21 protein-coding genes are annotated in these 21,463 nt (G+C 70.7%); 11 read left to right on the top strand and 10 right to left on the bottom strand.

What is annotated here, in order from left to right:
* The first annotated feature begins 80 nt into the window (after positions 1 to 80).
* Positions 81 to 806 carry an SDR family NAD(P)-dependent oxidoreductase gene (locus ACFY1L_RS02725; RefSeq protein ID WP_388817065.1) on the top strand — a complete coding sequence of 242 codons (726 nt, stop codon included), beginning with the start codon at positions 81 to 83 and terminating at the stop codon, positions 804 to 806.
* Here ACFY1L_RS02725 and ACFY1L_RS02720 read toward each other — a convergent pair.
* Positions 783 to 1,523, bottom strand: a complete 741-nt coding sequence (locus ACFY1L_RS02720; RefSeq protein WP_388817061.1) for a MerR family transcriptional regulator — start codon at positions 1,521 to 1,523, stop codon at positions 783 to 785. The genes ACFY1L_RS02725 and ACFY1L_RS02720 overlap by 24 nt on opposite strands.
* Positions 1,524 to 1,739: 216 nt before the next feature.
* On the opposite strand from ACFY1L_RS02720, the gene ACFY1L_RS02715 reads away from it, so the two are divergent.
* From ACFY1L_RS02715 to ACFY1L_RS02705, 3 genes are all read left to right on the top strand, one after another.
* Positions 1,740 to 3,206 (top strand): amino acid permease, encoded by a 1,467-nt coding sequence (locus tag ACFY1L_RS02715; RefSeq protein WP_388817059.1) that lies wholly within the window; start codon positions 1,740 to 1,742, stop codon positions 3,204 to 3,206.
* Between the two features lie 62 nt (positions 3,207 to 3,268).
* The gene (locus tag ACFY1L_RS02710; RefSeq protein ID WP_388817056.1) at positions 3,269 to 3,757 is read left to right on the top strand and encodes an Appr-1-p processing protein; all 489 of its coding nucleotides are present in this window, start codon (positions 3,269 to 3,271) and stop codon (positions 3,755 to 3,757) included.
* The gene (locus ACFY1L_RS02705; protein WP_388817053.1) at positions 3,754 to 4,671 is read left to right on the top strand and encodes a PfkB family carbohydrate kinase; all 918 of its coding nucleotides are present in this window, start codon (positions 3,754 to 3,756) and stop codon (positions 4,669 to 4,671) included. The genes ACFY1L_RS02710 and ACFY1L_RS02705 overlap by 4 nt, the downstream gene beginning before the upstream one ends.
* On the opposite strand, the gene ACFY1L_RS02700 is transcribed toward ACFY1L_RS02705, so the two are convergent.
* From ACFY1L_RS02700 to ACFY1L_RS02690, 3 genes are all read right to left on the bottom strand, one after another.
* Positions 4,653 to 5,084 carry a hypothetical protein gene (locus ACFY1L_RS02700; RefSeq protein WP_388817050.1) on the bottom strand — a complete coding sequence of 144 codons (432 nt, stop codon included), beginning with the start codon at positions 5,082 to 5,084 and terminating at the stop codon, positions 4,653 to 4,655. The genes ACFY1L_RS02705 and ACFY1L_RS02700 overlap by 19 nt on opposite strands.
* A gap of 14 nt (positions 5,085 to 5,098) precedes the next feature.
* Positions 5,099 to 5,278 (bottom strand): hypothetical protein, encoded by a 180-nt coding sequence (locus ACFY1L_RS02695; RefSeq protein WP_388817047.1) that lies wholly within the window; start codon positions 5,276 to 5,278, stop codon positions 5,099 to 5,101.
* Between the two features lie 196 nt (positions 5,279 to 5,474).
* Complete coding sequence (locus ACFY1L_RS02690) at positions 5,475 to 6,968, bottom strand: M1 family metallopeptidase (RefSeq protein ID WP_388817044.1); 1,494 nt, start codon at positions 6,966 to 6,968, stop codon at positions 5,475 to 5,477.
* A 210-nt stretch (positions 6,969 to 7,178) separates the two neighbouring features.
* Between ACFY1L_RS02690 and ACFY1L_RS02685 the strand changes: the two genes are divergently transcribed.
* Positions 7,179 to 9,146 carry a Xaa-Pro dipeptidyl-peptidase gene (locus ACFY1L_RS02685; RefSeq protein ID WP_388817042.1) on the top strand — a complete coding sequence of 656 codons (1,968 nt, stop codon included), beginning with the start codon at positions 7,179 to 7,181 and terminating at the stop codon, positions 9,144 to 9,146.
* Positions 9,143 to 10,387, top strand: a complete 1,245-nt coding sequence (locus ACFY1L_RS02680; protein ID WP_388817039.1) for a M14 family metallocarboxypeptidase — start codon at positions 9,143 to 9,145, stop codon at positions 10,385 to 10,387. The genes ACFY1L_RS02685 and ACFY1L_RS02680 overlap by 4 nt, the downstream gene beginning before the upstream one ends.
* Before the next feature lie 9 nt (positions 10,388 to 10,396).
* Here the strand turns inward: ACFY1L_RS02680 and ACFY1L_RS02675 are convergent, their stop codons facing one another.
* A complete protein-coding gene (locus tag ACFY1L_RS02675; protein ID WP_388817036.1) occupies positions 10,397 to 11,359 on the bottom strand; it encodes an FAD-dependent oxidoreductase in 963 nt (320 codons plus the stop codon).
* A gap of 66 nt (positions 11,360 to 11,425) precedes the next feature.
* On the opposite strand from ACFY1L_RS02675, the gene ACFY1L_RS02670 reads away from it, so the two are divergent.
* From ACFY1L_RS02670 to ACFY1L_RS02660, 3 genes are read left to right on the top strand one after another with little or no spacing between them, the layout of a single operon-like run.
* The gene (locus ACFY1L_RS02670) at positions 11,426 to 12,448 is read left to right on the top strand and encodes an oxidoreductase (RefSeq protein WP_388817033.1); all 1,023 of its coding nucleotides are present in this window, start codon (positions 11,426 to 11,428) and stop codon (positions 12,446 to 12,448) included.
* Between the two features lie 48 nt (positions 12,449 to 12,496).
* Positions 12,497 to 14,137 (top strand): ABC-F family ATP-binding cassette domain-containing protein, encoded by a 1,641-nt coding sequence (locus tag ACFY1L_RS02665; RefSeq protein WP_388817030.1) that lies wholly within the window; start codon positions 12,497 to 12,499, stop codon positions 14,135 to 14,137.
* Positions 14,138 to 14,163: 26 nt separating this feature from the next.
* Positions 14,164 to 14,640, top strand: a complete 477-nt coding sequence (locus tag ACFY1L_RS02660; RefSeq protein ID WP_388817027.1) for a DUF1003 domain-containing protein — start codon at positions 14,164 to 14,166, stop codon at positions 14,638 to 14,640.
* A gap of 16 nt (positions 14,641 to 14,656) precedes the next feature.
* Here ACFY1L_RS02660 and ACFY1L_RS02655 read toward each other — a convergent pair whose 3' ends face one another.
* From ACFY1L_RS02655 to ACFY1L_RS02640, 4 genes are all read right to left on the bottom strand, one after another.
* The gene (locus tag ACFY1L_RS02655) at positions 14,657 to 15,229 is read right to left on the bottom strand and encodes a putative glycolipid-binding domain-containing protein (RefSeq protein ID WP_388817024.1); all 573 of its coding nucleotides are present in this window, start codon (positions 15,227 to 15,229) and stop codon (positions 14,657 to 14,659) included.
* Between the two features lie 81 nt (positions 15,230 to 15,310).
* Positions 15,311 to 17,701 carry a Tex family protein gene (locus ACFY1L_RS02650; protein ID WP_388817021.1) on the bottom strand — a complete coding sequence of 797 codons (2,391 nt, stop codon included), beginning with the start codon at positions 17,699 to 17,701 and terminating at the stop codon, positions 15,311 to 15,313.
* A gap of 102 nt (positions 17,702 to 17,803) precedes the next feature.
* The gene (locus ACFY1L_RS02645; RefSeq protein WP_388817018.1) at positions 17,804 to 17,935 is read right to left on the bottom strand and encodes an LPFR motif small protein; all 132 of its coding nucleotides are present in this window, start codon (positions 17,933 to 17,935) and stop codon (positions 17,804 to 17,806) included.
* 61 nt (positions 17,936 to 17,996) lie between these two features.
* Positions 17,997 to 18,863 carry a hypothetical protein gene (locus tag ACFY1L_RS02640; protein ID WP_388817015.1) on the bottom strand — a complete coding sequence of 289 codons (867 nt, stop codon included), beginning with the start codon at positions 18,861 to 18,863 and terminating at the stop codon, positions 17,997 to 17,999.
* Between the two features lie 113 nt (positions 18,864 to 18,976).
* On the opposite strand from ACFY1L_RS02640, the gene ACFY1L_RS02635 reads away from it, so the two are divergent.
* Complete coding sequence (locus ACFY1L_RS02635) at positions 18,977 to 19,942, top strand: GlxA family transcriptional regulator (RefSeq protein WP_388817012.1); 966 nt, start codon at positions 18,977 to 18,979, stop codon at positions 19,940 to 19,942.
* A 26-nt stretch (positions 19,943 to 19,968) separates the two neighbouring features.
* Entirely contained in the window at positions 19,969 to 20,619 is a 651-nt protein-coding gene (locus ACFY1L_RS02630; protein WP_388817009.1) for a DJ-1/PfpI family protein, read from the top strand.
* Here ACFY1L_RS02630 and ACFY1L_RS02625 read toward each other — a convergent pair.
* Positions 20,591 to 21,346 carry an enoyl-CoA hydratase/isomerase family protein gene (locus ACFY1L_RS02625; RefSeq protein ID WP_388817006.1) on the bottom strand — a complete coding sequence of 252 codons (756 nt, stop codon included), beginning with the start codon at positions 21,344 to 21,346 and terminating at the stop codon, positions 20,591 to 20,593. The genes ACFY1L_RS02630 and ACFY1L_RS02625 overlap by 29 nt on opposite strands.
* Between the last annotated feature and the right edge of the window lie 117 nt (positions 21,347 to 21,463).

The raw sequence follows: 21,463 nt of genomic DNA, 5'->3' as shown, positions 1-21,463 counted from the left end.
GGCCGCGAGCGGCAACAGACCCGTTTCAGCGAGTGAAATGCGCCCTTGTGGAGTCCCTGAGGGGTCATCACACTCGCCCCATGGAGACGCGTACCGCCCTGGTGACCGGAGCGGCACAGGGCCTCGGGCAGGAGTTCGCCGTCGCGCTCGCCGGGCGCGGCTACCGGGTCGCCGGCCTCGATCTCGATCCGCAGCCGGAGACCGCCGGGAAGATCCTCGATTACCTGGAGCTGGTCGGCGACGTCACCGACGAGGAGCAGGTACGGGCCGGACTGGAGCGCGTCATCGACCAGTTCGGCACGCTGCACGTCGTGGTCAACAACGCCGGCGTCTACCCCGCGAAGCCCTTCGAGGAGACGACCGCCGAGGAGTGGCGGCGGATCATGCGCGTCAACCTGGAGGCCCCGTTCCTGGTCACGCAGGCCGCGCTGCCGTACCTGAAGGCGGCCGGGTGGGGCCGTATCGTCAACATCGTCTCGGCGGCCGTGTACACCGCGCCGCCCACGATGGTCCCGTACGTCGCCTCGAAGACGGGCCTGATCGGCTTCACCCGTGCGCTGGCCGCGGCCCTCGGCCCGTACGACATCACCGTCAACGCGATCGCACCCAGCATGGTGCGCACCGCCACCGCCGAGCGGACGGTCGGCGCGGACGGCGGCTTCGAGTCCGTTCGCTCCGGGCAGGTCGTGCGGCGCACCCAGGAGACGTCCGACCTGGTCTCGACGCTCCTGTACGTGGTGGACGAGGGCAGCGGCTTCCTGACCGGGCAGACGCTCAACGTGTCAGGCGGATCGGCCTTCGTCTGACCCGCCCTCGGGAGAGCCCGCGCCGGACTCCGACAGCCACTGATGCACCTCTTCCTTCAGCGAGCGCTGAAAGGTCGTCAGCAGCGCCTGCACCACGATCGGCTCCATGTGCGCGGACAGGGACTTCACGTCCTCCTCGGCCCGCTCGGACACCTCGCCCCGGAACAGCTGCGACAGCTCGTGCGCCGCGGCCCGCGAGTGTGCGATCAGCACCTTCCGCGCGGCGAGGATCGCGTCCTGGGACAGCGGTACGTCGAGCAGCTGCACGGCGAGCCGCAGCAGGCCCGCGTCGATGCGGTACGTGTCCCCGTCGGGCCGGACCACGCCCATGGCGGTGAGCCGCTCGACGTCGTCATCGCCGAGCGGCCGCCCGGCCCGGCGCTGCAGCTCCGCGGCCGTCACCGTCTCGACGCTGTCCGGAGCCCAGGAGGCCACCACGGCACGGTGGATCGCCAGGTCGTGATGGCTCAGGCCGGGCGGCAGCTGCTCCATGTAGCGCTCGATCGCCGCCAGCGTCATGCCCTGGAGCTGCAGCTCCTCGATGAGGGCCAGCCGGGCCAGGTGCTCGCTGCCGTAGTGGCCCACCCGTCGCGGACCGATCACCGGCGGCGGCAGCAGCCCCTTGGTGCCGTAGAAGCGCACCGTGCGCACCGTGATGCCGGCTCGCGCGGCCAGTTCGTCGATCGTGAGCGTCGGCTCCTCGGCGTCGGTCGTCATGTGCAGCAGTATCGCTGTCACACCAGTACTGCGAAACCCGGTTCGAGGGGCCGGTGGGGCCTGTGAGAAGTGCCGCTCTGTGATCTATGCCATCGCATACGCCCCGGTGCCGGGGGAAGGTGCGCCGTGGTCTGCGCCTTCCACCGAGCGCGCCGACCGAGTACGTCCGGACACCCGAGCGCGACCCGCTCGGGCGCACCAGAGAGTGAACCACCTGTGAGCAAGGACGCCGTGCACACGGCACAGGCCGCCACCCGGACCGACGCGGCCCAGGCGCCCGCGGACGCGGGCGACGCCGGCTACAGCAAGGACCTCAAGGCCCGCCACGTCAACATGATCGCCATCGGCGGCGCGATCGGCACCGGCCTCTTCCTCGGCGCCGGCGGCCGCCTGCACAACGCGGGCCCGGCCCTCGCGCTCGCCTACCTCGTCTGCGGCATCTTCGCCTTCTTCGTGGTCCGGGCACTCGGCGAACTGGTCCTCTACCGCCCCTCCTCCGGCTCCTTCGTCTCGTACGCGCGCGAGTTCCTGGGCGAGAAGGGCGCGTACGTCGCCGGCTGGATGTACTTCCTCAACTGGTCGACGACCGGAATCGCCGACATCACGGCGATCGCGCTGTACACGCACTACTGGAGCATGTTCACCAGCATCCCCCAGTGGGCGCTGGCCCTCGCCGCCCTCGCCGTGGTCCTGGCCGTCAACCTGATCTCCGTGAAGATCTTCGGCGAGATGGAGTTCTGGTTCGCGATCATCAAGGTCGCCACGCTCGTCGGCTTCATGCTGATCGGCATCTTCCTGCTGGCCACGCAGCACCAGGTGGGCGACCAGACGCCCGGCCCGAGCGTGATCACCGACCACGGCGGCGTCCTCCCGCACGGCGTGATGCCGGTGGTTCTCGTCATGCAGGGCGTGATCTTCGCGTACGCCGCCCTGGAGCTGGTCGGCGTCGCCGCGGGCGAGACCGCGGAGCCGGAGAAGGTCGTCCCGCGCGCGGTGAACTCGATCATGTGGCGTGTGGGCCTCTTCTACGTCGGCTCGGTGGTCCTCCTGGCCCTCCTCCTGCCCGGCTCGGTGTACTCGGCCGACGAGAGCCCCTTCGTCACGGTCCTGTCGAAGATCGGCGTCGAGGGCGCGGGCGACGTCATGAACCTGGTGGTCCTGACGGCGGCGATGTCCTCCCTGAACTCGGGCCTCTACTCCACGGGCCGCATCCTGCGCTCGATGGCCATGGCGGGCTCGGCCCCGAAGTTCACGGCCCGCATGAACCGCAGCCAGGTCCCCTACGGCGGCATCCTGCTGACCTGCGCGGTGTGTGTGCTCGGCGTCGGCCTCAACTACCTCATGCCGAGCCAGGCCTACGAGATCGTGCTGAACGTGGCCTCGCTGGGCATCATCTCGACCTGGGTGATCATCATGATCTGCCACCTGGTCTTCGTCCGCCGGGCGCGCGCGGGCCTGGTCACCCGGCCGTCCTTCCGCCTCCCCGGCAGCCCGGTCACGGAACTCACCACGATCACCTTCCTCCTCGCCGTCCTCGCCCTGATGTGGAACGACCCCGAGGTCGGCCGCAAGACCCTCCTCCTCATCCCGGTGATCGCCGCGATGCTGGTGGCCGGCTGGTATGCCGTCCGACGCCGGGTCGGCCGCGCCGAGGACCGCGAACTGACCGAGCTGACGAAGTAGCCCGCGAGGCCCGGGACGGACAGCCAGGGGCCGTTGTCAGTGGCGGCGTCTACGGTGGCGTCATGTCGGAGATCATCTACATCCGGGGTGACGCCACCGTTCCATCGGTGAAGGGCGTCAAGGTGATCGCCCATGTCTGCAACGACATCGGGGGATGGGGAAAGGGCTTCGTCCTGGCCATATCGCGCCGCTGGCCGGAGCCCGAGGCGGCGTACCGCGCCTGGCACCGAAACCGCGCGGCGAACGACTTCGGGCTTGGCGCGGCCCAGTTCGTGCAGGTCGAGCCGTATGTGTGGGTGGCCAACCTGATCGGGCAGCGCGGGACACGGACCGGCAGCAAGGGCGTCCCGGTGCGGTACGAGGCGATCGACGCGGCCCTGGCCAAGCTGGCCGACAAGGCGCTGGAGCTCGACGCCTCCGTCCACATGCCGCGGATAGGGTGCGGCCTGGCCGGCGGCAAATGGTCCCGGGTCGAGCCCCTCGTCACCGAGCGGCTCGTGAAGCGGGGCATCATGGTCACCGTCTACGACCATGGGGAGACCGGAAGTTGAGCCGTGACACCGACGTCCTCGTGCTCGGCGGTGCGGGCGTCGACACCATCGTGTACGTGCCGGAGCTGCCGCTCCCGTACGCCGACAGCTACATGATCGAGCGCGGTATCCGCACCCGCGCCGGACAGACCGGCGACTTCGTGGCCCTGGGCCTCACGGCCCTCGGCCTGCGCGTCCACCACCTCGACATGCTCGGCGACGACCCCGAGGGCGACCTGGTCCGCGCACTGCACCGGGACAACGGCATCGCGCTGACCGCCGTCCCCCACCCCGCCGGCACCAAGCGCGCCGTCAACCTCGTCGGCCCCGACGGCAGACGGCTGTCCCTCTACGACGCGAGCCGCACACTCGGCGAGGACCGTCTGCCCGAGCCCCTGGTCCGCGAGCTGGCCGAAGCGAGCCGTCACGCCCACGTCTCGATCACCCAGCCCTGCGCCCAGGCCCTGCCCGTACTGAGAGAGTCCGGCGTGACCCTCTCCACCGACCTGCACAACTGGGACGGCGAGAACCCCTACCAGGAACCCTTCGCGCACGCGGCGGACGTCGTCTTCCTGTCCACGGCCGCCCTGACCGACGCCGAGCACACCATGCGCCGTCTCGCCGAGCACGGAAGGGCCCGGGTCGTCGTCGCCACCGCCGGCGCCGAGGGCGCGTACCTGCTGACCGACGGCAAGGTCACCCACATACCGGCGGTGCCACCGCAGACACCGGTCGTGGACTCCAACGGCGCGGGCGACGCCTTCGCGGCGGCCTTCCTCTTCGGCTGGCTGAACGACGAGCCGCCGCACCGCTGTGCCCAGTACGGCACGCTCGCCGGCGCGTACGCCTGCACGGTCCCGTCCACCGAGACCGCCGCCCTGACCCGCGACGAACTCCTCACCCGCGCCGCCGACCTCTACGGCAGCCCGCGCTGACGTCGGCTGTACGTGACCATGGCCGTTGCCGAGCCCATCACCCACGCGACGGAGAGGGCCAGCACGAAGAGCCACAGCCCGAACCCGGCGTCCGGCTTGCTGCTCACCGGCCACACCAACAGGGCCGCGGGGCCGACGGCGACGAGAGGGCCCAGCACCCACCAGGTCAGATAAGTACGCGCAATCTCACGGCCGTTGAGCGGTGTCTCCTCCAGCACCGCGAACTGGGTGCTGGATTTGTTGACCGTCCCGGCCGTCGCGTGGACCGTCCTGCCGACCTTCAGCCGGTGCCGACGCAGCGGCATCACCGGCAGGTCGAACAGCACACCCCACTCGGTGGCGTAGTGGCTGCCGTCGCGATTGCGATGGCTGTAGCCGAGGTACTTGGTGCCGATCCCGTTCCACGTGGACATGTCGCGTGCCCCCGTCAGGCCTGTCTGCGCCGAGCCACGGTCAGCCCGACCGCACCCACGATGGCGACGGGCGCGCCCAGCAGGGTGAACAGCGGTACGCCACCGATCAGGCCGATGGCCAGCAGCACCGCCCCGACGAGAACCAACGCCCTCCACAACGCCAGACCACTACCGGCGTTCTGTGTTTGCGACACAGCTTCTCCCCCCGCTCCTCGCACACCGTGTCCCCCCAGAGCGATCTCGCATCAGACAGGTGTGCCGCTCAGAACAGGAGCTTCCCAGCCAAGACCACGAACCACGCCTGAAACCGCGTAAATTTTCGACAATCCCGAAGCGTGCGGCCCGGGGCAACCACCCCGGGCCGCACGGGAGTTGACCTGCGCTCAGTCGTCAGTGCGCATGCACGTCGTTCGTCGCCTCGATCTTCTTCCACGACTTCGGCTGCGCGGGCGCCGTCGACGCCTTCGCGATCGAAGCGGAACTCGCCGCCGGAGCGGTCGGCTTCGTCGGCTGGAACAGCCATGTGTCGAAGAGCGCGGACAGCGACTTCCCGGACACCTTCTCGGCGTACGCCTCGAAGTCGGCGACGGACGCGTTGCCGTACGCGTGCTCCTGCGGCCAGCCCTTCAGGATGGCGAAGAACGCGTCGTCCCCGACCGCGTTGCGCAGCGCCTGCACAGCCACCGCGCCCCGGTCGTAGACAGCGCCGTCGAACTGGTTGTCCGGACCCGGGTCACCGGGCTTGACGGTCCAGAACGCGTCGTCGGCCGGATGCGAGGCGTACACATAGTCCGCGAGCTCCTGCGTCGTGCCCTCGCCCTCGTGCTCGGACCACAGCCACTGCGCGTACCGCGCGAAGCCCTCGTTGATCCAGATGTCCTTCCAGCCCTTGAGCGACACCGAGTCGCCGTACCACTGGTGCGCCAACTCATGCACGACCACAGAGGTGTTGGAGCCGTTCGCGAACTGCCGCGGGCTGTAGTACACGCGCGTCTGCGTCTCCAGCGCGTACCCGGTGGTCGTGTTCGGCACGTACCCGCCGGCCGAACTGAAGGGATACGGCCCGAAGTAGCCGCTGAGCCAGTCGACGAGCTCCCCGGTCCGCTCGATGCTCGCCCGCGCTGCCCCGTCGTTGTCGCCGAGGTCCTTGCTGTAGGCGTTGACGACCGGAATGCCACCCTCGGAGGTACTGGTGGTGATGTCGAACTTGCCGACCGCGAGGGTGGCGAGATAGGTCGCCTGCGGCTTGTTCTCCCGCCAGTTGTAGCGGGTCCAGCCGAGCCGTGAACTCGTCGACTGCAGCAGGCCGTTGGAGATGACCTGCGTGCCGTCCGGCACGGCCACCGACACGTCGTAGGTCGCCTTGTCGAGCGGGTGGTCGTTGCTCGGGAACCACCACCAGGCCGCCTCGGGTTCGTCCGCCGCGACCGCCCCGTCCGGGGTGCGGTGCCAGGTGTTGAAGCCGTACGCGCTCTTCGTGGACGGCACCCCGCTGTAGCGGACGACCACGGTGATCGGCGTGCCCTTGGCCAGCGGTGTCTTCGGCGTGACCACCAGCTCGTGCTGGCCCGAGGTCGTGAAGCTCGCCTTGGCGCCGTTGACCCGCACCTCGCTGACGTCGAGCAGGAAGTCCAGGTCGAAGCTCGACAGGTCCTGCGTGGTCTTGGCGAGGATCGTCGCCGTACCCGCCAACTCGTCGGTGGCGGGCTGGTATTGCAGACGCAGATCGTAGTGGGAGACGTCGTATCCGCCGTTGCCGTAGGCCGGGTAGTAGGGGTCGCCGATGCCCGGAGCGCCAGGGGACCAGCTCGCGGCCGACGCCGGGATCGCCAGCATCAGGGACGCCGCAGCGAGTGCGCCCGGCGCGATGATTCTGCGGTGCACGAAAGCTCCAAGTCGTAGGGTCTCGAAGTCTGTTCGGAGCCTATTCAGTCCCTGTGTCCCCGGGCATGTCCATGGCCCCACGTGTCACACGATCGCCATTCGGCCGTCATGAGCGATGCCGTGCCATGCGCCTTATCCAGCCACCCTCGCCCCACCTGGCCTTTTACTGCCCTCTTCTGCACGGGAGTTGACCGATGTAGCGTCCCGCGCATGCCGATACGCATGCGCTTCACGACCTGGAGAACGCTCGCGACGGCGGTCGTCGCGGTCCTCATGGCAGCCTTCCTGACCCCGGCGGTCGCCCACGCCGCCCCGCAGAAAACGCGGGAGAGCAGACCCGTCTACTCCTACGCCAACGCCATCCGCGAGGCCGTATGGGTGGACACCGGACTCGACTGGGACGGCGACGGGAAGACCGACCGCGTCGCCGCCGACATCGTCCGCCCCCGCGAACCCGCCCAGCAGGGCCGCAAAGTGCCCGTCATCATGGACGCCAGCCCCTACTATTCCTGCTGCGGCCGCGGTAACGAGAGCCAGAAGAAGACGTACGACGCCAACGGCAACGTCGTCCAGATGCCGCTCTTCTACGACAACTACTTCGTCCCGCGCGGCTATGCCTTCGTCGGCGTCGACCTGGCCGGCACCAACCGCTCCGACGGCTGCGTCGACGTCGGCGGCCGCTCCGACATCCAGTCCGCGAAGGCCGTGATCGACTGGCTGAACGGGCGGGCCAAGGCGTACACCAGCCGCACCGGAACCGTTCGCGCCAAGGCGAGTTGGACCAACGGCAGGACAGGCATGATCGGCAAGAGCTGGGACGGCACCATCGCCAACGGCGTCGCCGCCACCGGCGTCAAGGGCCTGAAGACCATCGTCCCGATCAGCGCCATCTCCTCCTGGTACGACTACTACTTCGCCAAGGGCGCCCCGCTCTACGACTCCGGCCCCGACTGGCTCTCCAACTACGTCGACAGCCCCGACGCCCAGGCCAAGTGCGCCGCCGTACAGAAGAAGCTCGTCGACGAGGCGCCGCGCACCGGTGACTGGACCTCGCTGTGGACCGAGCGGGACTACGTCAAGGACGCCGGCAAGGTGAAGGCGAGCGTCTTCCTCATCCATGGCATGCAGGACCTCAACGTCCGCACCAAGCACTTCGGCCAGTGGTGGGACGCCCTCGCCAAGAACGGCGTGGAGCGCAAGATCTGGCTCTCCCAGACCGGTCACGTCGACCCGTTCGACTTCCGCCGCGCGACCTGGGTCGACACCCTGCATCGCTGGTTCGACCACGAACTCCTCGGCTACGACAACGGCATCGACCGCGAGCCGATGGCCGACATCGAACGCCACCCCGACCAGTGGGTCACCTCCCAGTCCTGGCCCCCGCGCGGCACGGCCGCCACGACCCTGCGCCCGGCCACCGGCACCCAGTCCGGCGTCGGCGCCCTCGGCCTCAGCAAGGGTGACGGCACCGAGACCTTCACCGACAACCCGCAGCTGAGCGAGACCGACTGGGCCGCACAGATCGACAAGTCGACCCCCGACAAGGCCGGCTTCATCACCAAGCCGCTCACCCACGACCTGCGCCTGTCCGGCTCCTCCAAGGTCACGATCACCGCGACCCCGACCACCCCGACGGCCCACCTCTCCGCCGTCCTGGTCGACCTCGGCCCCGACACCATCCGGGACTACGCCGACGCGGCGGAGGGCATCACCACGCTCACCGACCGCACCTGCTGGGGCGCGAGCACCTCCGGCGACAGCGCCTGCTTCAAGAACACCCAGGCCAAGAAGGCCGACGTCGACTACACGGTGTTCAGCCGCGGTTGGGCCGACCTCGGCAACTACGCCTCCGACCTCAAGGGCGTCCCGCTCACCCCGGGCAAGGCGTACACCATCACCCTCGACCTCGCGGCCACCGACCACGTCGTCCCGGCCGGGCACCGCCTCGCCCTGATCGTCGCGGGCACCGACAAGGACCTCATCGACCCGCCGGCCGACAAGCCGACGCTCACCCTGGACCTGTCCCGCACCTCGGCCCGCGTCCCGCTCGTCGGCGGCGCGCCGGCCTTCGCCCGCGCCACGTCCGGCGGCACGGCGTCCGCGGCTCCCTCGGCCACGACCCTGGACGGCGTACGTTCTCCGAACGGCATCCACCGCGTCCCGGAAGGAGCCCAGTGATCCGCGCCTTCACCGCAACGGCAGCCGCCCTGCTCGCCTCCCTCGCCTCGGCACCGGCGGACGCCTCCGAGTCCCCGCCGCGCACCGGCTTCGAGGAGACGAACGGCGCCCGCTGGACCGGCGAGTCCGAGGAACAGGAGTTCCTGGCGCGCGTCGACAGGGCGAGCGCCAGGGTCTCCGTCGCCCGCATCGGTACGACGAAACAGGGCCGCCCGCTCCAACTGGCCCGTATCGGCTCCCACTTGGCTCCGAACAGGGTCCTGCTCGTCTGCAGCCAGCACGGCGACGAACCCTCCGGCCGCGAGGCCTGCCTGACCACGATCCGCGACCTGGCCTACGCGACGGACCGGCAGACCCGCCGCTTCCTGGACCGCACCACGGTGTTCGTCGTGCCCACCGCCAACCCCGACGGCCGCGCCGCCGACACCCGCGGCAACAGCGACGGCGTCGACGTCAACCGCGACCACCTCGCCCTGCAGACCGCGGAGGCGCGTGCCATGGCCACCGTCCTGCGCGACCAACACCCGGACGTGGTCTACGACCTGCACGAATACACGCCCACCCCCAAGTACTACGACAAGGACCTCTTCGACCTCTGGCCGCGCAACCTCAACACGGACGAGACGGTCCACGACGAGGCCGAAACGCTGTCCCAGGAGTACGTCCGCCCCGCCGCTGGGCGCGCCGGCTACACCACCGGCACGTACGGCATCTGGACCGACCCGGTGACCGGCGACCCGATCAAGCAGACCGCCGGTGACGGACAGGAACGCATCCTGCGGAACATGTCCGGTGTGAAGCACGCGGTCGGGCTGCTGATCGAGAGCCGCGTCGACCCGCTGACCGACGTCGACGAGGCGGCCAACAACAGGCGCCGGGTGGACTCCCAGCTCGCCGCCCTGGACGGCCTGTTCGACTTCACGGACGAACACCGCGCACAGGTCGAGACGGCCACCGGCACCGCCCGCCACGCGGGCTACGCCGACTCCGGCCCGATCTATCTCGGCGGCGCCGACAACGACCCGCCCGAACCGTCCGAGGTGATCCAGGACCCGCCCTGCGGCTACCGGCTCACCGACGACCAGTACACGGAGGTGAAGGACGAACTCGCCCTGCACGGAGTGAGGTCGTGGGGCGGCTACGTCCCCCTCCGACAGCCCCTGCGGGCCCTGGTCCCCCTGCTCCTCGACGCGCGAGCGCCCTACCACCTCACCTCGGGCGAGCCGGTGACCGACTGCTGAACCGCGTACTCACCCGGAGGCGGCCGGAACAGCCAGCCCGGCCGCCTCCACCGCACACCCCCAGGCCACCGTCACCCCACCCCCACCGTGACCGTAGTTGTGCACCAACACCCGCCCGTCCGCCAGCAGTTCACGCTCCAACCGGACCGCGTCGCGCGCCGGCCGCAACCCCACCCGATGCTCCAGCACCCGCGCCCCCGCGATCTCCGGCCGCAGCGCAGCACACCGCCGTACGATCGCCTCGGCCACCGCAGGATCCGCTTCCGTCGACCATGCGTTCTCGTCGGCGGTTCCGCCCAGCAACAGTCGCCCGGGCTGCGGGAAGAAGTACGCCATCTCCCCGTCGCGGCCGGTGGAGCCGAGCCAGGTACTGATACCGGGGTTCTCCACCACGACCAACTGACCGCGCACGGGGTACACCGAGGCATCCGGCACCAGCTCGCGCGCCCCCAGCCCCGTGCAGTTGACGACGACCGGCGCGTCGACCTCCGCGAAGCCGCCGACCGCACGTTCCTCGATCACCCCGCCCGCCTTCATCAACCGCTCCCGCAGCCACGGCAGATGAGTCGACATGTCGATGAGCGGCAGCCGAGCCCAGAGCCCCGACCCTGCGTACTCCTGGGCCGTCGACGCCCGCAGCCCCGGAATCCGCGCGGCAGCCCATGCCGCGTCATTGTCCAGCTCGGTTTCACCCATTACACCTTCGACCATGCGTACGCCGGTCGACTCGGCCCGCGTCGCCAACTCCTCGTACACATCCAGGGATTGCAGCGCCCACTCGCGCGCCGCCGCGATCGGCTCGATGTGGTAGGGCCACCACAGCGCGCCCGCAACCGCCGAGGTGGTCCGCTCGACGGGATCCCGCGTCCACACCCGCACCCGTACGCCCCGCTCGGCGAGGACGACAGCGGTCGTGAGGCCGATGACTCCGCCGCCGACCACGATGACATCGTTGTTCAGTCCGCTCTCCACGTCCGGACCGTAGCGGAATGCCCCATGCCGTGCGCAGATCGCTTCCACTGCGGGAATACTCACAGCATGTCTGCCGAGTACGCGACCTTCGGCCTGGCACCGGCGATGCGTGCCGGTGGAGTCCTCGCCAACGGTGACTACCAGGTTCACCGGGACTTCGTGGACTTCATCGTCGACGGACGTCCGTTGCTCTTCCAGCTCTCCGACCTCGACGCCGTCTCCCCACTCGCCTCCGACGTCCCACCCGCGATCTTCACCGAACAGGTCCGCAGCCTCCTCCTGGAGGCGGAGCCGCCGCTTCCGGACGGCCGCTACGTCATCTACGGCTGCCCCGAGTGCGCCGATCTGGCCTGCGGCGCCGTCACCGCGGTCATCGAGCGGGACGGCGAGGACTACATCTGGCGGGACTTCGCCTGGCAGACCGAAGAACACGCCGACATGGAACTGAACGGCTACCACGGCATAGGGCCGTTCCGCTTCCACGGCACCGAGTACCGCGAGGCGCTGGCATCCCTCCTCGACGGCGAAGCGCCGGGCACCCGCCGCCGGGTCCTCCTCATCGGCGCCCGCGTCGCCCTGCTCGCCAAGCTCGCCGCCGCCCTGCGCACCATCGGCATCGGCGCCGACATCGCCCACGACACGAACGGCGTCCACGCCGACGAACTGCGCGGCTACGGCGCCGTCGCCTTCGGCCGCGCGATCACCCAGGAGGAACGCGCCGCCGTACGCCGCGCCTTCGAGCAGGCGGGCGTCGAGGTCGCGTACGTCGAGGGCCTCGCCCCGATCGTCCCGTTGCTGGTCGCCCAGATCGAACACGCCCTGGACCGCAGTCCCGCGGAACAGCGCCGCCTGACCCGCCTGGTGGCGGCCGACGGCGAGGCGGGCGTCGAGGTCACCTCCCCCTGCCGGGTCCGCCTCACCGCGTACCGCCTGGACCGCCTGTACCGCACCCACGCCCACGAGGTCTTCGACGGCGTCCTGGAACCGGGCCGTCACCGCATCGCCCTGGATGCCAAGGCGGTGAAGGGGGAGTCCTTCGTGGTGGCACGGACGGCCGGGAGCGTGCTGGTGGAGGCGATGGCTCGCTGAAGACGCTGAGGCAGGGTGCAAGCGAGGGCCGTTAGGATCAGCTCCCTGATGACTGCCACCCTCGTCGCCAAGAACCTCGCCGCCGGGCACGGCGACCGCTCCCTGTTCTCCGGGCTCGACCTCGTCGTCGCGCCCGGCGATGTGATCGGGCTGGTCGGTGCCAACGGCGCGGGCAAGTCCACCCTGCTCAGGATGCTCGCGGGGCTGCTCGCGCCGGAGCAGGGCGAGCTGCGCCTCTCCCCGCCGGCCGCGACCGTGGGCCATCTCCCGCAGGAGCCGGAGCGCCGCCCCGGCGAGACCGTCCGCGAGTTCCTCGCCCGCCGCACCGGCGTCGCCGAGGCCCAGCGCGTGATGGACGAGGCCACCCAGGCCCTGGTCGACGGCGCACCCGGCGCCGACGACGCGTACGCGACCAGCCTGGAGCGCTGGCTCGACCTCGGCGGCGCGGACCTGGAGGAGCGGGCGGAGGAGGTCGCCGACTCCCTCGGCCTCGCGGTCGATCTGGACCAGCCGATGACGTCCCTGTCCGGCGGCCAGGCGGCAAGGGCCGGCCTCGCCTCCCTCCTCCTCTCCCGCTACGACGTCTTCCTCCTCGACGAGCCGACCAACGACCTCGACCTGGACGGCCTGGAACGCCTCGAGCGCTTCGTGTCCGGTCTCCGCGCGGGCACCGTCGTCGTCAGCCACGACCGCGAGTTCCTCACCCGCACGGTCACCAAGGTCCTCGAACTCGATCTCGCCCAGCAGCAGATCACCCTCTACGGCGGCGGCTACGAGGCCTACCTGGAGGAGCGGGACGTGGCCCGCCGGCACGCCCGCGACGACTACGAGGAGTACGCCGACAAGCGCGCCGCCCTCCAGGACCGCGCCCAGATGCAGCGCTCCTGGATGGACAAGGGCGTCAAGAACGCGCGCCGCAAGGCGAGCAACGACAACGACAAGATCGGCCGCAAGTTCCGCAGCGAGGCCAGCGAGAAGCAGGCCGCCAAGGCCCGTCAGACCCAGCGCATGATCGAACGCCTCGATGTCGTCGAGGAACCCCGCAAGGAGTGGGAACTGCGCATGGAGATCGCGTCGGCCCCCCGCTCGGGCGCCGTCGTGGCCACCCTGCGCGATGCCGAGGTCCGCCGCGGCGACTTCACCTTCGGCCCGGTCTCCCTGCAGATCGACTGGGCGGACCGGGTGGCGGTGACCGGCGCGAACGGCGCGGGCAAGTCGACCCTGCTCGGGGCCCTGCTGGGCCGCATCCCGCTGGCCGCGGGCGCAGCCGCCCTCGGCTCCGGCGTCCTCGTCGGAGAGGTCGACCAGGCCCGCAAGCTCTTCCACGGCACGCAGGCCCTGCTCGACGCGTTCTGCGCCGCCGTCCCGGACACCGAGCCGGTCGAAGTCCGCACCCTGCTGGCCAAGTTCGGCCTGAAGTCCGACCACGTCCTGCGCCCGGCGGCGAGCCTGTCCCCGGGCGAACGCACACGTGCCGCCCTGGCACTGCTGCAGGGCCGAGGCGTCAACCTCCTGGTCCTGGACGAACCGACCAACCACCTCGACCTGCCGGCCATCGAGCAACTGGAATCGGCCCTCGACTCCTACGAAGGCACGCTCCTCCTGGTCACCCACGACCGCCGCATGCTCGACGCGGTCCACGTGACCCGTCGACTGGAAGTGTCGGCGGGCAAGGTCACCGAACGCTAGAGCTCGACCGGGGACAGGGAGGGGCCATGGGCAGCTCGGCGAAACGGCCGGCTGTGCGGATCGCGCACGAACAGGACGTCATCGCGCGGATGCGCGGGACGCAGGACCGGATCGCGGACGCGATCACCGCCTTCGCCGGGACCATGGCATTCGTGTACCTGCACGCCCTGTGGTTCACGGTGTGGATCGTGTGCAACGAGGGCGCGTTCGGCAAGGGGGCCGTTTGGGACCCGTATCCCTTTGGCCTGCTCACCATGATCGTCAGCCTGGAGGCGATCTTCCTCTCGACCTTCGTCATGGTGAGCCAGAACCGCCAGGCCGCCCGCGAGAACGTACGCGCCGACCTCGACTTCGAGACCAACGTGCGCTCGGAGGTGTGGGCCGTCCACATGGGCCGAGCGCTGGGCGTCGACCCCGTGGAGGTCGAGCGGCGTGTCCAGGAGATGCTCGCGGAGAACCGCGCCCGGATGAACGGCACCACCCGGCCCCCCGAGGCGAGCTGACAGCCTGCCTCGACCGTCATGCGCCTCGGCGCAGACACGTTGCCAGCCCCGGGTAGTCGACGACGAGTCCGTCACCGTCGAACTCCAGGTCACTGCGGTATTCGCCGGAGGCGAACCGGACCTGCCCGCCGCCGTTCGTGCGCCCGAGATGGGTGTAGCTCTGCCGCGACGGCCGTACGACCAGACCCGGCACGGACACCCACGCCATCAGGAACTCCCGCTCGCCGGGCGCCAGATGGATACCGTGCCGGAGCACCGGCATGGTGTTGGTGAGCGGGCACAGCCCGAGATCGCAGTCGAGCGCCCGGTCGACGCCGGGCAACCGCTCACCGTCCGCGGTCCACCGGCCCTGCCCGTCGTGCCGCAGATCGAGACTGCGAACCCCGGCCTCCGTCTCCGCGGTGACCCTCAGCCGCCGCGTCACGAACCGCTCGGAGGTCTCCAGCTCGTACGAGACCCAGTAAGGCTCAGGAACGATCCCGACGGCCCGCCCACGCGCCCGCAGCACACCTTCCCCGAGCTCGACCCAGGCGGTCTCGAACCCCCGACTCTCCAACACTTCCCAGGTGACGGCGCGCGAAGTGACCATGCCTTCACCCTAGGCCTGAAGGTGGGCGCTGCGCGCCCACCTTCAGGGGCGCCATTCCCCGCGACCTCTCGGCCCGAGCCCTCAGCGCCTGCCGTTCTTCGGATCCAGCAATCCGGCCCGGCGCAGAGCGTCGGCCATCGCACTGTTGGCCGGCGGCGGCGCCTGACGTGAACCGCCGCCCTGACCACCCCGGCCGCCGCCCTGGCGCTGCTGCTGCCGCTGCTGAGGCGGACGCCCACCCCGCTGCCGACGCTCACCGCCGCCCTGCTGACCCTGCGGAGCCGCCTCGTCATCGAGCCGCAGCGTCAGCGAGATCCGCTTGCGCGGAATGTCGACCTCGAGAACCTTCACCTTCACGATGTCCCCGGGCTTCACCACATCCCGCGGGTCCTTGACGAACGTCTTCGACATGGCCGATACGTGCACAAGACCGTCCTGGTGCACGCCGACGTCGACGAACGCCCCGAAGGCCGCCACATTCGTGACCACCCCCTCCAGGACCATCCCGGACGCCAGGTCGGAGATCTTCTCGACGCCCTCCTTGAAGGTGGCCGTCTTGAAGGCGGGCCGCGGGTCGCGCCCGGGCTTCTCCAGCTCCTTGAGGATGTCGGTGACGGTCGGCAGACCGAACGTCTCGTCCACGAAGTCGTTCGGCTTCAGCGACCGCAGCACGCCCGAGTTGCCGATGAGCGAGGCCACCTCCTGTCCGGACGTCTTCACCATCCGCCGCACCACCGGGTACGCCTCCGGGTGCACGCTGGACGCGTCCAGCGGGTCGTCGCCCCCGCGGATCCGCAGGAAGCCCGCGCACTGCTCGTAGGCCTTGGGGCCGAGCCGCGCCACCTTCTTCAACTCCGTACGGGACTTGAACGGCCCGTTGGCGTCGCGGTGCGACACGATGTTCTCGGCCAGGCCGGAGGTGATGCCGGAGACCCGGGCGAGCAGCGGGGCCGACGCCGTGTTGACGTCCACGCCCACGCCGTTCACACAGTCCTCCACCACCGCGTCCAGTGAGCGCGACAGCTTCACCTCGGACAGGTCGTGCTGGTACTGGCCGACACCGATCGACTTGGGGTCGATCTTCACCAGCTCGGCCAGCGGGTCCTGCAGCCGCCGCGCGATCGACACGGCGCCGCGCAGCGACACGTCCATGTCGGGCAGCTCCTGCGAGGCGAACGCGGACGCCGAGTACACCGACGCTCCCGCCTCGGAGACCATCACCTTGGTGAGGTTCAACTCCGGGTGCCTGGTGATGAGTTCACCGGCGAGCTTGTCGGTCTCACGGGACGCCGTGCCGTTGCCGATCGCGACCAGCTCGACCGCGTGCTCCTTCGCCAGCCGGGCCAGCTTGGCGATCGCCTCGTCCCACTTGTTGGCGGGCACGTGCGGGTAGATGACGTCGGTCGCCACCACCTTGCCGGTCGCGTCGATGACGGCGACCTTCACACCCGTACGGAAGCCGGGGTCCAGGCCCAGCGTCGAGCGTGTGCCGGCCGGTGCGGCGAGCAGCAGGTCGCGGAGGTTCGCGGCGAAGACGCCGACCGCCTCGTCCTCGGCGGCCGTGCGCAGCCGCAGCCGCAGGTCGATGCCGAGGTGCACCAGGATGCGCGTGCGCCAGGCCCAACGGACCGTGTCCGTCAGCCACTTGTCGGCGGGACGGCCGCGGTCGGCGATCTGGAACTTCGCGGCGACGATGCCCTCGTACGAGGACGGACCGTCCGTGGGCTCCTCCGGCTCCAGGACGAGGTCGAGGACCTCCTCCTTCTCGCCGCGCAGCATGGCGAGGATGCGGTGCGAGGGCAGCTCGGTGAACGGCTCGGCGAAGTCGAAGTAGTCGGCGAACTTGGCGCCCGCCTCCTCCTTGCCCTCACGCACCTTGGCGGCCAGCCGCCCGCGCACCCACATGCGCTCGCGCACTTCGCCGATCAGGTCGGCGTCCTCCGAGAACCGCTCGGTCAGGATCGCCCGGGCGCCGTCGAGGGCGGCCTGCGGATCGGCCACGCCCTTGTCGGCGTCGACGAACGCGGCGGCCGCGGCGAGCGGATCGACCGTCGGGTCGCCGAGCAGCCCGTCGGCGAGCGGCTCCAGCCCGGCCTCGCGCGCGATCTGCGCCTTCGTACGCCGCTTGGGCTTGTACGGCAGGTAGATGTCCTCGAGCCGCGCCTTGGTCTCGGCGGCGCGGATCTGCGCCTCCAGCTCCTCGGTCAGCTTGCCCTGCTCGCGCACCGAGTCGAGGATCGCCGCCCGGCGCTCCTCCAGCTCCCGCAGGTAGCGCAGCCGCTCCTCGATCGTGCGCAGCTGCGCATCGTCAAGCATCTCGGTCGCTTCCTTGCGGTAGCGGGCGATGAAGGGCACCGTCGAACCGCCGTCCAGCAGCTCCACGGCAGACTTGACCTGCCGCTCCCGTACGCCGAGCTCCTCGGCGATCCTGCCTTCGATGGACCCTACTTCGATGGATCCGGGTGTCGTCACGATCCCGTACCGCCTTCTCCACTGAGGTTGCGCCGCAATTGTGGCAGGTGGCACCGACAGTCGGGGATCAGGGCGCCCCACCGGCGGGGCGAGGCGGCGGTATCAGGCCCGGCGGCCCCGCGCCGAGCCGGAGGCTCCGCCGAAGAGCCGGGCCAAAGCGCGGAAGGGCAGGGTCACCACGGTGGCGATCGCGCCACCTGTCTGCCGCAGCACGTCTGCAATCGCACGGAACACGAGATTCCTCTTTCCTCTCCCGGCCACGGTGACCGGGAGAGGCCCGGGTACCCGGCTCTGCTCAGCTCTTGCCGATCAGATCCGCCGGGAAGCCCCCCGCGCCCACTGCGGCCCCCGTGAACACCGCCGCGAGCTCCGTCAGCCGCGCGACGCCCTCGGCGCCCAGATGCTCGTACGGCGCCCGGTCCAGACGGTCGGTCTCCGCCTCTATCCCGGCCCGCAGCGCGACGCCCTGCTCGGTCAGTTCGCCGTCCGCGTCCAGCAGCCCGCGCCCGCGCAGCCGCCCGGCGGCCGCGTCCCACTCCTCCTGGCTCCAACCCCGGCTGCCGAAGACCCACTTGGGCGTCATGCCCTTGCCGGTGGCGGTGTGGGTCACGACGGCCTCCAGTCCGTCAAGTCCCGCCGACATCAGGACCGCGAGGTGCCCGTCGCCACGGTGCTCGCGCAGCAGCGTCGCGGCGTGGAAGTAGGCCAGGTGCGGCTCCTCGGGGACCGGGAGATCGGCGTGCGCGGAGTACAGCGGCCGGGCGGAGCGGGTGCAGGCCTCGGTGGCCCGCAGGGCGAGCCGGGCGGCCTCCGCCATCTCGTCGGACGCCACGGCCTCGTCGCCCAGCAGCCGTCGCAGGGTCGCGTCGACGGCACGCGCGCGTGCCGCCAGCACCTGCTCGGGGGAGGCGACCGACCACACGGCGGGCACATGCCGGGCCACGAGCTCGTACTTGTAGTTGTAGAAGGTCGCGGTCACGGTGCCCGGCCCGACAGGCCCCATCGCCGCCGCGCGCACGGCGAAGTTGACGGCCCTGGGGTGCGTGATACCGAGGGCGCCCAGCTCCGTGCCCAGGTCGGGCGAGAAGTAGAGCGTCGCGTGCAGGGCGTTGAGGACGTTGTGGCAGCGCCGGCCGGCGCGCGGCTCGAGGGCGAGAGTCATGACGAGGACGTTACCGACTGGTTGGTACGTGATCCAAGGGTGGGCACCGGATGGCAGGAAAGGTGGGGTGCTCGTCATTGCGGCCATCCCCGCCCCCGCCAAGAATCGATGGCATGGCGCAGCGAACAGTCCTGATCGTCCTCTTCGACGGCGTGCAGAGCCTCGACGTCACGGGCCCCTTGGAGGTCTTCGCCGGGGCCGAGAAACACACCCCGGGCAGCTACCGCATCCGTACGGCCTCCCTGGACGGCGCCCCCGTGCGCACCTCCAGCGGCCTGACCCTCGTACCGGACGAGCCCCTGACCGAGGCCCGGGACCCGCACACGCTCCTCGTCCCCGGCGGCGAGGGCACCCGCCGCACCGGCCGTGACGCACGCCTGACCGACTGGCTGCGCGAGCACGGTCCCCGCGCCGAACGCCTCGTCTCCGTCTGCACCGGCGCCCTCCTGCTCGCCGAGGCGGGCCTGCTGGACGGCCGCCGGGCCACGACCCACTGGGCGCACTGCGCCAAGCTCGCCCGTGACCATCCGGCCGTCGAGGTCGACCCGGACCCGATCTACATCCGCGACGGACAGGTGGCCACCTCCGCCGGCGTCACCTCCGGCATCGACCTCGCGCTCGCCCTGGTCGAGGAGGACCTGGGCCGCGAGACCGCCCTCGCGCTCGCCCGCCACCTGGTCGTCTTCCTGCGCCGGCCGGGAAACCAGGCGCAGTTCAGCGCCCAACTGGCCGCCCAGACCGCCCGGCGCGAGCCGCTGCGCGAGGTCCAGCAGTGGATCACCGAGCATCCGTCCGGCGACCTGAGCGTGGAGTCCCTGGCCGAACGCGCCGCCCTCTCGCCCCGCCACTTCGCCCGCGCCTTCCAGGCGGAGACCGGCATGACGCCGGGCCGCTACGTCGACCGCGTCCGCCTCGAACACGCCCGCCGTCTGCTCGAGGACACCGCCGACGGCGTCGAGGAGATCTCCCGCGCCAGCGGCTACGGCACCCCGGAGGCGATGCGCCGCGCCTTCGTCAGAACGCTCGGCGCGGCACCCGCCGAGTACCGGCGCCGGTTCCGCCCGGCACCCGCCCACTGAGCACCCGTCAACTCAAGGGGGAACCCATGCAGTTCGCGATCGTCCTCTACGACCGCTTCACCGCTCTCGACGCCGTGGGGCCGTACGAGACCCTCGGCCGGCTGCCCGATGCCGAGACCGTGTTCGTCGCCGAGCGGACCGGCCCGGTCCGCAACGACAACGGGAACCTCGCCCTGACCGCCGACAGGACCCTGGCCGAGGTGCCGAACCCCGACGTCGTGGTCGTTCCCGGTGGCCCGGGGCAGACCGCGCAGATGGACAACAAGGTGCTCCTCGACTGGATCCGCACCGCCGACGCCACCAGCACCTGGACGACGTCGGTGTGCACCGGCTCCCTGCTGCTCGCCGCCGCGGGCCTGCTCGAAGGCCGCCGCGCGACGTCGCACTGGCTGGCTCTCGACGAGCTGAAGAGGTTCGGCGTCGAGCCCACGGGGGAGCGGGTGGTGACGGACGGCAAGTACGTCACCGCTGCCGGGGTCTCCTCCGGCATCGACATGGGGCTCGCCCTGCTCGGCCGGATGGCGGGCGACTTCGTGGCGCAGGCCGTACAGCTGGGCATCGAGTACGACCCACAGCCGCCCTACGACGCCGGAGCCCCGCAGAAGGCGCCGGCGGACGTCGTGGAGCTGATGCGGTCGAGGAGCCGGTTCATCCTCGGTCAGGAACCGTCCACGTGAACCGCGGCTGACGGCGCTCCAGAAACGCGGCGACCCCGTCCGCGGTGTCGCCGCTGCCGCGCATCTGCTCCGTCCAGTACACGTCCCGGTCGGTGCGCCCGTTCGCGAACTCCTTCGCCGCGGCCTGGGTGAGCTGCGAGCGGGAGGCCAGGATCCGGGTGAACTCCAAGACCCGCTTGGCGAGTTCACCCTCGGGCAGCACCTCGTCCACCAGGCCGGTGCGCAGCGCCCGCGCCGAGTCGATCAACTCACCCGAGAACAGCAGGTACTTGGCGGCCGCCGGACCCACCAGCGACACCAGCCGCCGGGTGGAGGACGCCGGATACACGATCCCGAGCTTCGCAGGCGTCACCCCGAACAGCGACCCCTCCGCGGCGAACCGCAGATCGCAGGCCCCCGCGAGCTGCGCCCCGCCGCCCACACAGTGCCCGCGGATCACGGCCAGTGTCGGCTTCGGAAAGGCGGCGAGGGAGTCCTCGGCGCGCACGGCCAGCCCCTGCGCGTCCTCCGGCGACCCCTGCAGCGTGGAGATGTCGGCCCCCGCGCAGAACGTCCCGCCCTCCCCGGTCAGCACCAGCGCCCGTACGTCCGGGTCGGCCGCGAGGGTGTCGAGCAACGGCGGCAGGGCGGCCCACATCGCGGCCGTCATGGCGTTGCGCTTGGCCGGGTGGTGAATGACGACGGTGGCGACCGAGTCGGCGACGTCGTGCAGCAGCTGGGGCTCCATGGGCCGGATGCTAGCCGCCCCGCCGGGCGGGTGATCAAGGACGGAAGGGCGAGAGTTACGACACGTGCGCAGGGGGTAGCTCGCCCGCGAGGACGACGTCCGGAACGAATCGGGCGA

The sequence above is a fragment of the Streptomyces sp. NPDC001663 genome (assembly GCF_042893105.1).
Taxonomy (GTDB): Bacteria; Actinomycetota; Actinomycetes; order Streptomycetales; family Streptomycetaceae; genus Streptomyces.
The sequence above is the reverse complement of the archived record's forward strand: the minus strand, read 5'-3'. Positions and strand labels throughout refer to the sequence as shown.

Coding starts and splice junctions, on each gene's coding strand:
- ACFY1L_RS02660 (WP_388817027.1), top strand. CDS start 14,164: ATGGGCAGCTCGGCGAAACGGCCGGCTGTGCGGATCGCGCACGAACAG.
- ACFY1L_RS02635 (WP_388817012.1), top strand. CDS start 18,977: ATGGCGCAGCGAACAGTCCTGATCGTCCTCTTCGACGGCGTGCAGAGC.
- ACFY1L_RS02725 (WP_388817065.1), top strand. CDS start 81: ATGGAGACGCGTACCGCCCTGGTGACCGGAGCGGCACAGGGCCTCGGG.
- ACFY1L_RS02640 (WP_388817015.1), bottom strand. CDS start 18,863: ATGACTCTCGCCCTCGAGCCGCGCGCCGGCCGGCGCTGCCACAACGTC.
- ACFY1L_RS02720 (WP_388817061.1), bottom strand. CDS start 1,523: ATGACGACCGACGCCGAGGAGCCGACGCTCACGATCGACGAACTGGCC.
- ACFY1L_RS02625 (WP_388817006.1), bottom strand. CDS start 21,346: ATGGAGCCCCAGCTGCTGCACGACGTCGCCGACTCGGTCGCCACCGTC.
- ACFY1L_RS02710 (WP_388817056.1), top strand. CDS start 3,269: ATGTCGGAGATCATCTACATCCGGGGTGACGCCACCGTTCCATCGGTG.
- ACFY1L_RS02665 (WP_388817030.1), top strand. CDS start 12,497: ATGACTGCCACCCTCGTCGCCAAGAACCTCGCCGCCGGGCACGGCGAC.
- ACFY1L_RS02630 (WP_388817009.1), top strand. CDS start 19,969: ATGCAGTTCGCGATCGTCCTCTACGACCGCTTCACCGCTCTCGACGCC.
- ACFY1L_RS02655 (WP_388817024.1), bottom strand. CDS start 15,229: ATGGTCACTTCGCGCGCCGTCACCTGGGAAGTGTTGGAGAGTCGGGGG.
- ACFY1L_RS02685 (WP_388817042.1), top strand. CDS start 7,179: ATGCCGATACGCATGCGCTTCACGACCTGGAGAACGCTCGCGACGGCG.
- ACFY1L_RS02670 (WP_388817033.1), top strand. CDS start 11,426: ATGTCTGCCGAGTACGCGACCTTCGGCCTGGCACCGGCGATGCGTGCC.
- ACFY1L_RS02700 (WP_388817050.1), bottom strand. CDS start 5,084: ATGTCCACGTGGAACGGGATCGGCACCAAGTACCTCGGCTACAGCCAT.